This window comes from Streptosporangium sp. NPDC023825, assembly GCF_040639575.1.
Classification (GTDB): domain Bacteria; phylum Actinomycetota; class Actinomycetes; order Streptosporangiales; family Streptosporangiaceae; genus Streptosporangium.
In genome coordinates, this window is record NZ_JBFAAE010000049.1 from 17,523 (window position 1) to 32,778 (window position 15,256).

The following is a 15,256-nucleotide window of genomic DNA, read 5'->3' on the forward strand; positions in this document are numbered from 1 at the left end:
CCACGCGGGCGAACGGCTCTCCTGCCTCACCGCAGGGACCTACCGGGTCGTCGGCGCCAGCTCGTCCTTGTCGTAGACCTTCAGCTGCGGCCGCTCGCCGCCGTCCTTGGGCGTGCGCCGCAGCCGCTCCTTGAGCCGCTCCACCATCACGTACAGGGTCGGCACCAGCACCAGCGTCAGCAGCGTCGACGACAGCAGCCCGCCGATCACCACGATCGCCAGCGGCTGGGAGATGAACCCGCCGGAACCGGTCAGCCCCAGGGCCATCGGGATCAACGCGAAGATCGTCGCCACCGCGGTCATCAGGATCGGCCGCAGCCTGCGCCGGCCTCCCTCGATCACCGCCTCCACGATGCCCATGCCCTGCTCGCGGTACTGGTTGATCAGGTCGATCAGCACGATCGCGTTGGTCACCACGATGCCGATCAGCATCAGCATGCCGATCAGGGCCGGAACCCCCATCGGCGTGCCCGTCGCCAGCAGCAGCCCGATCGCGCCGGTCGCCGCGAACGGCACCGACACCAGCAGGATCAGCGGCTGCACGAAGCTGCGGAACGCCGCCACCATGATCATGAAGACGATCGCGATCGCCGCCAGCATCGCCAGTCCCAGCTGCCCGAACGCCTCGGCCTGGTCCGCGCTCACCCCGCCCATGGTGAAGCTCGCCCCCGCGGGCAACGACAAAGCCTCCAGCTTCGACGTCAGCTGCGTCGTCACCGCGCCCAGGTCGCTGCCGGTCGCCGTGCCCGACACCGTGGCGCTGCGCTCACCGTCGATCCGCGTCACCTGCGTGGGGCCGGCCACCGTGGACACCTTGGCCACCTGCGACAGCTTCACCACGCCCGTGGCCGTCGGCAGCTTCAGCGCGCCCACGGCCTTGACGTCCTCGGGCGCGTCCGCCGTCCGCAGCACCACCGCGCCCGAGCGGCCGTCCAGCGTCAGCTCACCCAGCGGCGCCCCGCGGAACTGCTGGGCCACCAGCTGCCCGATCTGCGTCTCCGTCAGCCCCCTGGCCGCGGCCTTCTTTCGGTCGACCCGCACCTCGACCCGCTCGGCGCCGGCCGCCAGGTTGGAGGTCACATCCCGCAGCCCGCCCAGGTCGGCCATCGCGGTGCGGACCGCCTCGGTCGCCGTCCGCAGCGTCGCCACATCCGGCGCCTGCACGATCACCTGCAGCTGGTCGCTCGCCCCGCCGCCGGGACCGCCCTGGCCGCCGCCCACGGTGACCTCGCCGATCTCGCTTTCGGGCAGCTCCTTCAGCCGCCCGCGCAACTCCTCCTCCAGCGCCGCGCTGTCGGTCTCCTCGGCGACCGTCACCGAGTACGACGCCCGGTCACCGCCACCGCCGCCCGTCCCCAGGAACCCGCCGCCGCCGCCCACGTTCACCTGGTAGTCGCGCACGCCCTTCAGCGACGCCAGGACCTCCTCGACCTCCTTGGCCGCCGCGTCCGTCGTCGCCAGGTCGGTGCCGGCCGGCATCCGCTGGCTGATCGACACCGTGTCCTGGCCGGAGGAGTCGATGAAGTTGGTCTCCAGCCGCCCGGCCAGGCCCATCGTCGCGGCGAACACCACCACGCCGGCCAGGAGCGTCACCAGGCGCCGCCGCGTGGCGAACCGCAGCACCGGCAGGTAGGCCCGCTGCAGCGGGCTGCGCAGCTCCTTGGCCTCGGCCTCCTGGCGCACCGCCCGCGCCTGCTCCGGCGAGAGCACCGGCGCCTTGAGGAACCAGTACGCCAGCACCGGCACCACCGTCAGCGACACCAGCAGCGACGCCAGCAGCGCCACCGTCACCGTGATCGCGAACGGCGCGAACAGCTGCCCCACCATGCCGCCCACCACCGCGATCGGCAGGAACACCGCCACCGTCGTCAACGTCGAGGCCGTCACCGCGCCGCTGACCTCGCGCACCCCGGCCAGCACCGCCTTGCGCTTGGCCTCCCCGTATCCCAGGTGCCGCTTGATGTTCTCCAGGACCACGATCGAGTCGTCGACCACCCGGCCCACCGCGATCGTCAGCGCGCCCAGCGTCAGCAGGTTCAGCGAGTAGTCGCCCACCCACAACGCGATCAGCGCGATGACCACCGACAGCGGGATCGACGCCGCCGTCACCAGCGTCGAGCGCACCGACAGCAGGAAGACCAGGATGACCAGCACCGCGAACGCCAGGCCCAGCAGCCCCTCGGTCGTCAGGTCCTCGATCGACCGCTCCACGTACGGCGCCTGATCGAAGATCACCGTTATCTCCGAGGAGTCACCGATCGCCCGCACCAGCTCTGCGCGCTTCTCGCGCACCTCGTGCGAGATCGCCACCGCGTTGCCGTCGGGCGTCATCGTCACCGACAGCCCCAGGCTCGGCTGCCCGTTGGTCCGCGTCAGCGACGTCCCCTCGGCCAGCGTCCGCTCCACCGTCGCCACGTCCCCCAGCCGCACCGGCTTGGGGGCCGCCGGGGGGCGCTGGACCTGCGCCTGTGCCTGGGCCCGCTGCGCCTGCTGTGCCTGCTGGATCTGCTGGGCCGATCCGCCGCCCGGCGCCTGCCGGGCCTGCGCCGGTGCCTGCTGCGCCGCCGCCGGCGCGGCGGGCGTCAGGTACAGATCCTTCAGCTCCTCCAGCGTCGAGACCCGCGACCCCACCTGAACCGTCAGCGACAGCTTGTCCTGGGTCACGCTGCCCGCCGGAACCGGCTGCCCGTTGGCCCGCAGCACCTCGGCCACCGACGCCGGCGACAACCCCAGCAACGCCAGCTTGCGGGCGTCCGGAGTGATCGTCACCACCTCGTCGCGGGCCCCCGTCACCGTCGCCGAGCGCACCCCCTCGATGGCCTGCAGCTCCGGCACCACCAGCCGCTCCAGCCGCTCGGCCATGACCCGCTGGTCACCGCCGTCGCCCACCGCCAGCTGCATCACCGGGATGTCGTCGGTCCCGCCTGAGAGAACCTGCGGATCGACCCCCTCGGGCAGCTGCGCCTCGATCCGCGAGATCGCCTGCTGCATGTCCGCGACCGCCGCGTCGATGTCGGTGCCGTACTCGAACGCCACCTGGACCTGCGCCATCCCCTCCCGGGACGTCGAGGTCACCTCCGAGACCCCCTCCAGCCCCTGGAAGCTGTTCTCGATCGGCTCGGTCACCTGCTCCTCGACGATCTCAGGAGAGGCCCCCGGGTAGGAGGCCGCCACGAACGCCCCCGGGAACGACAGCGAGGGCAGCAGCTGCTGTTTCAGCGAGGGGATCGCGAACAGGCCGAACACGCTCAACACCAGCGCGATCATTATGACGAGGCTGCGGTTGGCGAGGCTCAACCTGGCCAGGGAGGTCATGGGGGCGGGACTCCTCAAGGAGGGACATCACAACAAGATTCGCCCTAGACTAACACTTCGCCTCATACGAATATTTAACGATGCTTACCAATCCTGATAACCTTCTCAGGAAGCGAGAGGTGAGCGTGAACGACGACCGCGAACAACTGATCGACCAGATCGGCGCCATGCAACGCGACCTGGGCCGCCTCCTGGCCCAGCACAGCGCCCCCTCCCCCCTCTTCGACTCCAACCTGACCATGCGCCAGCTCAAAGTCGTCATGATCCTCTCCGGCCAGGACTCCGCCTCGGGCCAGGACCTCGCCACCCACCTCGACGTCGGCCTCGGCACCGTCACCGGCATCGTCGACCGCCTCGTCGCCCACGGCCTCGTCGCCCGCCGCGAAGACCCCCACGACCGCCGCATCCGCCGCGCCCGGCTCACCCCCGCCGGACGCGCCCTCGTCGAACAGATCGCCGACGCCGGCCTCGCCGAGTTCCGCCGCCTCCTGCGACACCTCGACACCCCCACCCTGCACGACCTGTCCGCCGTCATGAACAAGATCCAGCAGGCCGCCCTCACCCTCCACGACCACCACCCCCGCAAAAAGGTCGGATGATAGGTTCTGTCGTTGTGACAGCGCCCACCCACACCCTCTTCTCCCTCACCGGCCGCACCGCCCTCGTCACCGGCGGCAGCTCCGGCATCGGATACGCCATCGCCCACGCCCTCGGCCACGCCGGCGCCGCCGTCGTCATCGCCGCCCGCCGCACCACCGAACTCACCCGCACCCTCACCGAACTCCACGAGCACGACATCACCGCCGCCGCCATCACCGCCGACCTCGCCGACCCCGACGACCTCACCCGCCTGTGCCACCAGGCCCCCACCCACTTCGGCGACATCGACATCCTCGTCAACAACGCCGCCAACAACATCCGCGCCCCCATGGCAGACCTCACCACCGACGACTACCAGCAGACAATGGCCGTCAACATCACCGCCCCCTACCTCCTCGGCCAGCACTTCGGCCCCCGCATGGCCCGGCGCGGCTGGGGCCGCATCATCAACATCGGCTCCCAGCAATCCCACAGGGCCTTCGGCGACAGCGGCGCCTACGGCATCTCCAAAGCCGCCATCACCGGCCTCACCCGATCCCAGGCCGAAGCCTGGTCCCCCCACGGCGTCTGCGCCAACACCATCATCCCCGGCTTCGTCCTCACCCCCCTCACCGAACCCGCCCAAGCCATCCCCGGCCGCGTCGAAGCACTCGCCGCCCGCACCATGACCGGCCGCAACGGCCTGCCCGCCGACTTCGCCGGCATCGCCGTCCTGCTCGCGAGCGACGCCAGCGCCTACATCACCGGACAAGCCATCTGCGTCGACGGCGGCTTCTCCGTCCACTGACACCCCCGGCACCCCCGGCACCCACCGCCACCACCACAACCCACCATGATTGAACACGCCCCCGATCCAACCCACCCGGGGACCCCATGACCACCACCCACCGGCCCCCCGCCCACGCCCGCAAAGCCGTCTGCTACTTCTTCATCCTCCTCGGCATCACCTCCGGAGCCTGGGCCGCCCGCATCCCCGCCGTCAAACACACCCTCAACCTCAGCGACGGCCAGCTCAGCTACGGCCTCCTCGCCGTCGCCCTCGGACTCGTCACCGGCATGCGCTTCGCCGGACACCTCACCGACCGCCTCGGCAGCGCCCGCCTCATCACCCCCGCCGCCATCGCCACCGCACTCACCGTCATCCCCCCCGGCTACGCCACCACCCTGCCCGCCCTCATCGCCACCCTCTTCCTCTTCGGCTTCACCAACGCCTTCCTCGACGTCTCCATGAACGCCCACGGCGTCGAAGTCGAACGCGCCTACCGCCGCCCCATCATGTCCTCCTTCCACGGCATGTTCAGCCTCGGCTGCTTCACCGGAGCAGGCATCGGCGGCCTCTTCGCCGCCCTCGACCTCAGCGCCGCCGCCACCCTCACCACCGTCGGCCTCCCCCTGGCCCTCATCTCCCTGTACGCCCGCCGCCACCTCCTCCCCACCACCCCACCCCCAACAACCCCCACCACACCCCGCCAACGCGCCCCCTGGACCGCCTGGATCATCCTCATGGGCATCGTCGCCTTCGCCGGCCTCGTCGGAGAAGGCGCCGCCAACGACTGGACCGCCGTCTACCTCTTCCAAAACCTCGGCGCCCCCCAAGCCGTCGCCGCCGCCGGATTCGCCGCCTTCTCCATCGCCATGACCATCGGCCGCTTCACCGGCGACCACCTCGCCCAACGCCTCGGCCCCGTACGCCTGGTCCGCTACTCCGGCCTCCTCGCCGCCCTCGGCCTCGCCACCGCCCTGCTCGTCGGACAGATCCCCATCGCCATCGCCGGATTCACCCTGTTCGGCCTCGGCCTGGCCGCCATCGTCCCCCAGGTCTTCTCCGCCGCCGGCAACCACGACCCCGCCCGCGCCGGACAAGCCATCGCCCAGGTCGCCACCGTCGGCTACGCCGGCCTCGTCGCCGGCCCCGCCATCATCGGCGGCGCCGCCGAACTCATCGGCCTGCCCGCCGCCCTGGGCATCCCCGCCCTGCTCGCCACCTTCATGGCCGCCTCCGCCGGAGCACTCCACCCCAGAAAACCGGCATGACACCACACCCACCCCGCACCCACCCCGCCGACACCCCGTCCACCGCCCCCCCCCCAAACAGGCCCCCGACCGACATACATCGCCGACACCACCGACGCGAAGGCCACCACCGCATCACCCAGCTTGTCCGGCCGGGCACGCATCTCCCAACGCTCCTCGGCCTGCAACGCCACCAACTCCGGCGAGACCCGCCGCAGATCACCCCCACCCGCTCCCGGACCGCACTGATCGCCGGAACCCCACGCTACAACCGGCGAACGCACCACAGGCCCGGACGAACAGTCCCCCGCCACGACACCACCAACCCGCACAGACCCCAGCTCAAACGACCGACGCCACACCCACCGGCCACACCCGGCTCACCACGCCGGCCCGGCACCGCGATACTCCTGCGGGCTGATGCCGTACACCCGCTTGAACGCCGAACTCAGAGCGAACCCACTGCCGTAACCGACCTGCCGGGCCACGACGTTCAACGTGACATCAGACTGGCGCAACAGATCGGCGGCCAACGCCAGACGCCACTCCGTCAGATAAGTCATCGGCGGCGTACCCACAGCGCTACGGAAACACTCCGCCAGCGTCGCCCGCGACACGCCCACCTCGGCCGCGACCCGCGCCAACGTCCAGCCACTCGCCGGGTCCTCGTGAAACAACCGCAGCGCCTCCCCCGCCACCGGATGGGCGTAAGCCCGATACCAGGCCGGAGCCTCACTCTCAGGCCGGTCCAACCACACCCGCAACACCGAGATGAGCAACAGATCGAGCAGGCGATCGAGCATCACCCCCTGAGCCGGCCCCTGCTTGGACACCTCACCGGCCAGCACCGCGACGAGCGCCGCATCCCAGGCGTCCTCGGACACGACCAGCAACGGCGGCAGCACATCAAGCAGGCGCTGACCGACGGCACCGACCTCCTCGTACACCCCCAGCAACATCTGCACCGACCCATCGGGATCACTGCCCCACGTACGCACCCCCAACGCCATCCGCTCACGCAACTCGACACCCTCAGGCGTGACACACCGCTGACCGGGATACACGATGACCCGCGGCGGACTTGTCGTGCCGTCACTCATCACATAGGGATCCGGCCCGCGAACGACGGCGACGTCACCCGGACGCAACCACACCGGCTCACCGTGCTCAGGCGCGAAGCACGCCTCACCCCTGAGCATGACGGCCACACACAACGGCGACCCGTCCTGCACCCGGATCGACCACGGGGGATCCAGCACGATGCGAAGCAGGAAAGCACCACTGGCCCGCGGCCCCTCAAGCAACCCCGCGAGTGCATCCACCCCCCCACAGTAGACGACCGAACATGCATTCCGGCATCTCAGCCATGGACCATCCAGACAGCGCCCCTCCAGGCTGTAACCATGACAACAAACAAGCACACGACACTGGTCCTCGGCGGCACCGGCCGGATCGGCCGCCGGGTGACCCGGAAACTGATCGAACGAGGCGTCAACGTACGAATCGGCTCCCGCACCGGCGAGCCCCCGTTCGACTGGGAGAACCCCTCAACCTGGGCCGGCGCCGTCACCGGCGTCACCTCGGCCTACCTGATGTACCACCCCGAGATCGAATGGCCCGGCGCCGGCGACGCCATCGCCACCATGGCCCGGCTGGCGGCCGACGCCGGCGTCGAACGCCTGGTCCTGCTGTCCGCCCGCAACCAGGCCGAAGCCCTCCGCTGCGAAAACGCCGTGACAAACCTCCCCGTCCAGTGGACCATCCTCGCCCCCGCCTCGTTCAACCAGAACTTCGACGAGGGCGTCTTCCTCCAACCACTGCGCCACGGCGTACTGGCCCTGCCCGCCGGCGACAACGCCGACCCCTTCATCGACGCCGACGACATCGCCGACGTCGCCGTGGCGGCCCTCACCGAGGACGGCCACGCGGGCGAGCGCTACGAACTGACAGGACCCCGCCTGTGGACCTTCGCCGAAGGCGTCGGCGAGATCGCCCGGGCGACGGGCCGCGAGCTCCGCTACGAGCCGATCACCCGGGACCGGTTCGCCGACGCGATCACCGACGACGGCGCCCCGCGCGAGTTCGCCGAAACACTGGCCACCCTCATCTCCGAGTTCTTCGACGGCCGCAACAGCTCGCTGGCCGACGGCGTCGAACGCGCCCTGAACCGCAAACCCCGCGACTTCGCCGACTGGGTGGCCGAGATCGCCCCCACCGGCGTGTGGAAAGCCACCTAGCCGAGCGGCTCCAAGGGGTGCCCGGCCGAGCGTGAGGCGAGGGAGCCCGCACCTCACGCAACGCCGGGACCAGAACGAACCAGGCAGTGTGATACGCGGTGTGATACTTCGACACGACCTTGCCGCCCTGGGTCCGGCACACACTTCCGACCGGGACCGCGCATCGGGGACAGGCATGCCGCTCGACCGTGCCCGCCGACTCCGATGTCAGCTCCATGCCTCGGAGTCTCACAGAAGCCTGGCCTTTTGAGAGATGTCCTGCGAAGAGCCACCTGGGCGGGAACGCCGGCGTCCGGCACGCTGGCGCCTCTCGCAGAAATGACCATTTCTGCGAACCACACGAGCTACATCCGCGTATGCGCGTACGTGTGCAGCGCGTCGCGGACGAACCTCGCCCCCGCCTCGTCGTCGTACATGGCGGCGAAGCGAGGATCGTCGACGAACATGTCCCCGATGCCGCTCACCATCTCGATCGAACGCTCCCGGTCGCCCTCAGCGGTGGGCGTGCCCGGGATCTGACTCAGCCACCGGACATGTCGGGCAGCCAGCGACTGAGCGTGTTCCGATGTCGGCGAATCCCCGGCCTTCACCGCAGCAACCCATGCGGCGACGAGGTCTTCGGTGTCCTGCTTCCAGGCCCGCTGCTGCTCAAGGCTCTTGCCATGCCACCAGTCGTTGCTCACTTGGAACGCGTGCTCGCCCCAACGTGAGATCACCTCGTCCTTGTAGAGGTCATTGAACCCCGCCAACATGACATCCATCCGCGGTTCAACCCCGGCCTGAAGAGCCTCGAGTGTGTGACGCACGGACCGGACCTGCCGTTCGATGCGGTCCCGTTCCTCTTCCAACGCGGCGATGTGGGCGCGGAGCCCGTCGAGCGCGTCCACCTCCTCGGCCAAGACCCCGGCGATGGCCGGCAAGCCCATACCGAGCCGGCGCATGAGCAGGATCCGCTGGAGCCGGGCGACCGCGGTGGGGTTGTAGTAGCGGTACCCGTTCACGCCGACCCGCGACGGAACCAGGAGCCCGACGCGGTCATAGTGACGCAGGGTCCGGCTGGTGATGCCGGCCCTCGCCGCGAGTTCCTGGATCGTCCACTCCATCCCTCCAGTGTCACCCGCGGCGCAGAGTGGTCGCGATGATCTCCGAGGCGTCGGCGTGCAGGGCTTGGGCCGCCGTCTGCCCGGTCACCGCCAGGTAGGTGTCGACCAGCCGGTTGCCCGCGGCGTACCCCGCGCCCATCGGCAATCCCACCGGGGCGACGCCCAGGTGCTCCGCGCCGGGGTCGCCGTGCACCCAGGCGGTGAAGTTCTGCATGCCTGTCACGTCGAGCCCGGTGAGCACCTTGGCGAAGACCTCGTCGTCGTGCAGGTGCGGCACACCGATGCGGGCGGGGCCGAGCTCATCGCCGTAGAGCTGGCGGGCGAAGGCGTCGGCCAGCCCCTCGCCGACAATGTGCTCGCCGACCGTGACGGTCATCGGGTCCCACACCACCCCTCCCGGGCTCCACCGCAGGTTGTGGTGCAGTTCGTGCACCGCGGTGGCCTCCAGCCGTTCCACGTTCTCGGGGAAGGGCCAGAACGTGATGGCGATGTTGCCCGAGATACCACCGAACCCGGTCAACCCTTTGCAGGGACCCATGAAGTGCTCGTCACCCGGATCGCCGAGAACGAACAGCACGGTGATGTCCGGGACCTCCAGCCCCGTTGCCGCCTCCAGCAGTACGGCGAGAGCGTTGTCGAGCGCGCGTTGCATCCGCTCCCAGGCCTCGGCCGCTGCCAGGGTTTCGAGCGCCTCCAGGCAACGCTCCTCGTCGCGGTCGACGGGGAACCCGGACGATTGGAGGTGTACGGCTACCAGGTCGAGCTCGCCTGGGTGGTAGCGATACATGCCCCTGTTGGCTTCCAGCATCGAACGCAGCAGGTCAACGCGGTCCGCGACCGGGGACAGCAGGATCTGCCGCATGGCGGCGTAGGTGTCAAGAACAGTGATCGACATGGCCCCGATGCTAGAAGTTGACGCAGCGTCAAGGTCAAACCGGCGGCGCTCTTCGTCGAGATACAGCCGGGTCGTCGAGATACAGCCGGGCATGCCCGTCACCCAGGCCCGTCGCGACCGGCGGTTCGCCGCTGCGATGGACTCCCGATGTGGTCAGCCGCAGTTCCAGCGTGCGCAGTTCCTCGGTCTTGCGGTCCGCGGTAAACAGCATCCACCGCCGCACCCAGCCGTCGCCAACCACTCCGGAGAACCTCCTCAGAGACCTGCCGGCGCGACCCGACAGAGACACAGCACCGCGACCGCGACGATCGGCTATCGCCATCCCGGCCCGTCACGCGGAGCTACCTTGCGGCTGGTGGCACGGACCCGAGTGGAGGGCCTATACCGGCGGCGCCTCTTGTTTTTCGGGGATAGGTCTTCAGTCCGTTGTAAATGATCTTGACCCCGGTCGAGCGCCTTTACAATGTAGATTTATTTATTGAGGCGCTTCGAAACGGGCCAGCCAGGTGGTGAGGAGCGACTCCAGCAGGACCGCCTCCTCGGGAGACAGCTCTTCCAGGAGGCGGTGCTCGTTGCGCATGTGCTCGGTGAAGGCCCGGTCGATCAGCTCCCTGCCCGCGGCGGTGAGCGCGACCACCCGCCCCCGGCCGTCGCTCTCGCTCGGCCGTCGGGTGACGAGCCCGTCGCGTTCGAGCCGGTCGATGCGCTTGGTCATCGCGCCGGTGGTGACCATGGTGAAGGCGGCGAGCTCCCCGGGGGCGCGCTCGAAGGGCGCTCCCCCGCGCCGCAGGGTGGCCAGGACGTCGAACTCCCCCTCCCCCAGCCCGTACCGCCGGTAGACGACGCAGAGCTGTTCGGTGAGGTGCCCGGCGAGCCGGTGCAGGCGCCCGATCACCCCCTGCGGACTTACGTCCACATCCGGGCGCTCACGGGCCCACTCCCGCTGGATGCGGGCGACATGATCCAGAGGTTCGCTCATGCCCTCCAATATAGCTTCCCGAGAAGCTATATTCCTTCCATGGAAGCTACCTTTCGTTGGACATTGGTCACGGCGACGGCACCGGTCGCGTGGGGGACGACCTACTTCGTCACCCAGCAGTTCCTGCCGCCCGGCTACCCGCTGTACGGGGCGGCCATCAGGGCGCTGCCCGCCGGGCTCCTGCTCCTCCTCCTGAGCGGGAGGCTTCCTCACGGGTCGTGGTGGTGGAAGTCCCTCGTCCTGGGAACGCTCAACATGAGCGCGTTCTTCGCGCTGATCTATCTCGCGGCCCAGCTGCTGCCGACGAGCGTCGCCTCGACGATCATGGCGATGTCGCCCGTGGTGATGATGCTCCTGGCCTGGTCGGTGCTCGCCGAACGGCCGCGGATCGCGCACCTGGCCGGAGCGGGCGTCGGCATCGCGGGGGTGTGCCTCATGTTGTTCACCGGCACGGCCGCCGTCGACGCCCTCGGCGTGCTCGCCTCCGTCGCGGCCATGGTGATGTCGTCGTTCGGCTACGTGCTGGCCAAACGATGGGCCACCGGCGCCGGCACGCTGTCGTCGACCTCCTGGCAGCTCATCGCCGGAGGGCTGGTCCTGCTGCCCTTCGCCGCCGCGCTGGAGGGGCCGCCGCCGGCGCTGGAGGGACCCGCTCTCCTGGGGTTCGGCTACGTCACCGTCGTCGCGACGGCTCTCGCCTTCGCCGCCTGGTTCTCGGGACTGCGCCACCTGCCGGCGGCGGCGGTGGGACTCGTCGGGTTGCTGAACCCGGTGACCGGGGTGCTGCTCGGCACGACGATCGCCGCAGAGGCCCTCACCGCGCGCCAGCTCTGCGGGCTGGCCCTGGTCGGCCTCGGAATCCTCCTCGGGCAGCCCGCCGCGACCCGCCTCGCCGCCCTCCTGCGGGACCGCAAGCGGCCTTCGCGACCGCAGGAGGGCGCGGCCGGGTCTCAGCCGACGTGGACCAGGGGGCGGCGGGCCGTCTCGTGCTCGGCCTGGCGCAACACCTCGCGGGTGAGCGGCGGGATGTCGCCGCCGCCGAAGACGAGGTAGCGCAGCAACGCGCCGACCGGGTTGCCCTCGGCGGCCCAGTGGAAGTAGACGTGCGGGGTCTTGCCGGTCTGGTCACGCAGGTACAGCAGCAGGGCGGCGATGGCGTTGGCGATGGTGGGGCTCTCCATCCGCAGGATGCGGAACCCGTGGCGTTCCTCGCCGACGACGTGCAGCTCACCGGCGAACTCCGAGGCGTCGGAGACGCTCACCTCCAAGAACAGCAGGCCCTCGCCGGTGCGCAACCGGTGCAGCTCCCAGGCCTCGCGGGCCTTGTCGACGTACTCCTTGCAGTCGCGCGCGTGCGGCTCGTTGGCGATCAGCCGGATCTCCCCGGACTCGCTGACGTAGCGGCGGGCCAGGTCGTCCATGGTGACCTTGGTGACGCGCAGCTCGGTGGAGCGGGTGGCCCGGGAGATCAGCGAGGTGATCACGATGGCCAGCACGAACAGCAGGGCGATCACCAGGCCGTCGGGGCGTTCGACGACGTTGGCGACGGTGGCGTAGGCGAAGATCAGCGTGATGATCCCGAACGAGACCGCCGCGCGGGTGCGGCCGTCGGTCCAGGCGGCCAGGGTGACCGCGACGGCGGCCGACAGGATCAGCGCGAGCACGCCGGTGGCGTAGGCGCCGCCCTGGGACTCCACGTCGGCGCCGAAGAACAGGGTGATGAGGAAGGAGATGGCGGTGAAGACCAGCACCATCGGCCGGGCGGCGCGCGACCAGTCGGGGGCCATGCCGTAGCGGGGAAGGTAGCGCGGCACGATGTTGAGCAGGCCGGCCAGCGCGGAGGCTCCGGCGAACCACAGGATCGCGATGGTGGACAGGTCGTAGGCGGTGCCGAACCCGTCGCCCAGATACTCGTGCGCCAGGTAGGCCAGGGCGCGCCCGTTGGCCGCGCCGCCCTCGGCGAACTCACCGGCCGGGATGAGCACGGTGGTGGCGAAGCTGGAGGCGATCAGGAAGACGCTCATGATGACCGCCGCGGTGGTCAGCAGTTTCCTCGCACCGCCGACCCTCTGGGCGAGGTCGCCCTTGACCAGCGGCATCACGGCCACGCCCGTCTCGAAACCCGACAGGCCCAGGGCGAGCTTGGGCATCACGTACAGCGAGACGGCGACCATCGCCAGCGGGCTGGAATGCTCGGCCACCAACGCCTCACCCCAGCCGGTGACCAGCGCGGGGTCGGCGAGCACCCGGTGCAGGGCCGTGCCCAGGACGACCACGTTCAGCACCAGGTAGAGGGCGACCAGGACGACGGCGATCGAGATGGCCTCGCTGAACCCGACCAGGAACACCCCGCCGAGCGCGGCGATCAGCGCCAGGGTGACCGGAACCTGCCCGCCGGACAGGAACTCCGGCACGAAGGGGTTGTGCAGGATGTGGGCGGTGGCGTCGGCCGCCGACAGGGTGATGGTCACGATGAAGGCGGTGGCCACGAACCCGAGCAGGAACAGCACCAGCAGCTTGCCGCGCCAGCCGGGCAGCAGTCGCTCCAGCATCGACAGCGAGCCCAGCCCGTGGGGACTCTGCCCGGCCACCGCCCGGTAGGTCGGCAGCGCGCCGAACAGGGTCAGCGCCACCAGCAGCAACGTCGCGAGCGGGCTGAGGGCGCCGGCGGCCAGCGCGGCGATGCCCGGCTGGTAGCCCAGGGTGGAGAAGTAGTCCACCCCGGTCAGGCACATCACCTGCCACCAGGAATGCCGGCGCTCGGGTGGTTCCTCGTGGTGCGGGCCGCTGGTCCTGGGGTCGGAGCGTTGCAGCCCCTGCAGTAACCACCCCCGCAGCCTCGAGTCCACCCGCGCCGATGCCGACGTACCTGCCACTGTTCCCTCTCCCTGCGCTCACGTCGTTGCCCTGCTCCTGGCGGGTGTGGGCGGCGCGCTGTCGCGCCGCCGGCCGCCGGGTGCCGATGTCCGTTCCCTGCCGCCGGTCACGTCCTGCGGCCGCGGGATCAGAGCGGGTGATCGAGGAATGTCCGCCGGGAGGGGTGTCCGGTACGACGGGGGTGGCGTGGCCGGTGGCCACCTGCCGGTGAGGGAACGGCGAGGCGTCCCGGGTGGCGGGACGCGGCCGGGCGGGGCCGCCGCGGGAGAGGAACCGGGAGGGATGGCCGGAGATGGAGACAAGACACCCCATATTCCCTACCGGTCCGGCCGCCGGGCGCCTAGAAAATCATGCGGATCCATACGCGTTCTTGACGCCGGTTCACCCGAATTCGACCGTTTTCACCCTATTTCGCTCGGGTGTCGGCCGTGTCGCGTTTTTCCGGGCCCGCGCCCCGCCCTAGACCGCGCGCCGGCTCACGCCGCCGCAGGGCGGCGAAGCGGGCACCGTGTCGTCCCGCGGCTCCGGGAGGCCGGAGAGCCGGCCCTCCAGGCCGTCGAGGAGGACCTGGAGGCCGAACTCGAAGGTCCGGTCGGGGGCGGCGGTGTAGTCCGTGGCCGTCGGCGTCTCAAGGCGGGTGCGCAGCCGGGGGAAGCCCATGGCGACCTCGGTCGCCTTGGCCATCGTGTCCTGGATCAGCGCCTCGGCGTCCGCGCCGTCCCGGCTCAGCCGCCTGGCCAGGGAAGCCGCGGCCGAGGCGCCGAGGACGTTGCCCAGGACGAACGTGAAGACGGTCGCCGCGGCGCGGTCCGCCCGCGTGCCGTCGAAGCCGGCCGCCTCGTAGACGGCCAGGTTGTGGTCGTCGTGGCGCGCCTTGCCGGGGCCGTGGAACAGGTGGGAGCCGAAGGCCTGGACGAGCCACGGATGGCGGCTGAACATCGCGTGCAGGCCGGTGGCCATCGTGGTGGCCGCCGCGCGCCAGCCGACCGCCTCCGGGTCGGGCAGCTCGACCTCGTCCCAGACGCGGTCGCCGGCGAGCAGGATGAGGTTGTCCTTGTTCTTGACGTGCCAGTAGACCGCCGTCGCGGCGGTGCCGAGCCTGCCGCCCAGGCTGCGCATGTTCAGGCCGTCCAGCCCCTCCTCGTCGAGCAGCTCGATCGCGGTGCGGACGATCTGTTCCTGGGTCAGCGTGTCCCGCGGCATGCGGCCACCATAGGCCATCGAACCCGACTTGCAC

The 15,256-nt window shown here is 70.2% G+C and carries 13 protein-coding genes; 5 read left to right on the top strand and 8 right to left on the bottom strand.

Annotation, left to right across the window (positions count from 1 at the left end):
- Positions 1-39: 39 nt before the first annotated feature.
- Complete coding sequence (locus AB0G15_RS31595; protein WP_362846774.1) at positions 40-3,315, bottom strand: efflux RND transporter permease subunit; 3,276 nt, start codon at positions 3,313-3,315, stop codon at positions 40-42.
- 119 nt (positions 3,316-3,434) lie between these two features.
- Between AB0G15_RS31595 and AB0G15_RS31600 the strand changes: the two genes are divergently transcribed.
- The 3 genes from AB0G15_RS31600 (at position 3,435) to AB0G15_RS31610 (ending at position 5,949) form a co-directional block, all read left to right on the top strand.
- Positions 3,435-3,914: a MarR family transcriptional regulator gene (locus AB0G15_RS31600; protein ID WP_362846776.1), complete on the top strand. Its 480-nt coding sequence runs from the start codon at positions 3,435-3,437 to the stop codon at positions 3,912-3,914.
- Between the two features lie 14 nt (positions 3,915-3,928).
- Complete coding sequence (locus AB0G15_RS31605; RefSeq protein WP_362846778.1) at positions 3,929-4,702, top strand: SDR family oxidoreductase; 774 nt, start codon at positions 3,929-3,931, stop codon at positions 4,700-4,702.
- Positions 4,703-4,788: 86 nt separating this feature from the next.
- Complete coding sequence (locus tag AB0G15_RS31610; protein ID WP_362846780.1) at positions 4,789-5,949, top strand: MFS transporter; 1,161 nt, start codon at positions 4,789-4,791, stop codon at positions 5,947-5,949.
- A gap of 359 nt (positions 5,950-6,308) precedes the next feature.
- On the opposite strand, the gene AB0G15_RS31615 is transcribed toward AB0G15_RS31610, so the two are convergent.
- Complete coding sequence (locus tag AB0G15_RS31615; RefSeq protein ID WP_362846782.1) at positions 6,309-7,250, bottom strand: AraC family transcriptional regulator; 942 nt, start codon at positions 7,248-7,250, stop codon at positions 6,309-6,311.
- An 81-nt stretch (positions 7,251-7,331) separates the two neighbouring features.
- On the opposite strand from AB0G15_RS31615, the gene AB0G15_RS31620 reads away from it, so the two are divergent.
- Positions 7,332-8,165, top strand: coding sequence for an NmrA family transcriptional regulator (locus AB0G15_RS31620; protein ID WP_362846784.1), 834 nt, complete (start codon positions 7,332-7,334; stop codon positions 8,163-8,165).
- A 344-nt stretch (positions 8,166-8,509) separates the two neighbouring features.
- On the opposite strand, the gene AB0G15_RS31625 is transcribed toward AB0G15_RS31620, so the two are convergent.
- From AB0G15_RS31625 to AB0G15_RS31640, 4 genes are all read right to left on the bottom strand, one after another.
- Positions 8,510-9,268 (bottom strand): MerR family transcriptional regulator, encoded by a 759-nt coding sequence (locus AB0G15_RS31625; protein WP_362846786.1) that lies wholly within the window; start codon positions 9,266-9,268, stop codon positions 8,510-8,512.
- Positions 9,269-9,278: 10 nt separating this feature from the next.
- Positions 9,279-10,163: a DUF2268 domain-containing putative Zn-dependent protease gene (locus AB0G15_RS31630; protein ID WP_362846788.1), complete on the bottom strand. Its 885-nt coding sequence runs from the start codon at positions 10,161-10,163 to the stop codon at positions 9,279-9,281.
- Positions 10,164-10,197: 34 nt separating this feature from the next.
- Positions 10,198-10,404, bottom strand: a complete 207-nt coding sequence (locus AB0G15_RS31635) for a hypothetical protein (protein WP_362846790.1) — start codon at positions 10,402-10,404, stop codon at positions 10,198-10,200.
- Between the two features lie 234 nt (positions 10,405-10,638).
- Positions 10,639-11,142 carry a MarR family transcriptional regulator gene (locus AB0G15_RS31640; RefSeq protein ID WP_362846792.1) on the bottom strand — a complete coding sequence of 168 codons (504 nt, stop codon included), beginning with the start codon at positions 11,140-11,142 and terminating at the stop codon, positions 10,639-10,641.
- A gap of 39 nt (positions 11,143-11,181) precedes the next feature.
- Here AB0G15_RS31640 and AB0G15_RS31645 point away from each other — a divergent pair, with 39 nt between their 5' ends.
- The gene (locus tag AB0G15_RS31645; protein ID WP_362846794.1) at positions 11,182-12,195 is read left to right on the top strand and encodes an EamA family transporter; all 1,014 of its coding nucleotides are present in this window, start codon (positions 11,182-11,184) and stop codon (positions 12,193-12,195) included.
- Here the strand turns inward: AB0G15_RS31645 and AB0G15_RS31650 are convergent.
- Together AB0G15_RS31650 and AB0G15_RS31655 are read right to left on the bottom strand one after the other, a co-directional pair.
- Entirely contained in the window at positions 12,093-14,018 is a 1,926-nt protein-coding gene (locus AB0G15_RS31650; protein ID WP_362846796.1) for an amino acid transporter, read from the bottom strand. The genes AB0G15_RS31645 and AB0G15_RS31650 overlap by 103 nt on opposite strands.
- Before the next feature lie 460 nt (positions 14,019-14,478).
- Positions 14,479-15,222, bottom strand: a complete 744-nt coding sequence (locus AB0G15_RS31655; protein ID WP_362846798.1) for a TetR/AcrR family transcriptional regulator — start codon at positions 15,220-15,222, stop codon at positions 14,479-14,481.
- Positions 15,223-15,256: the final 34 nt, after the last annotated feature.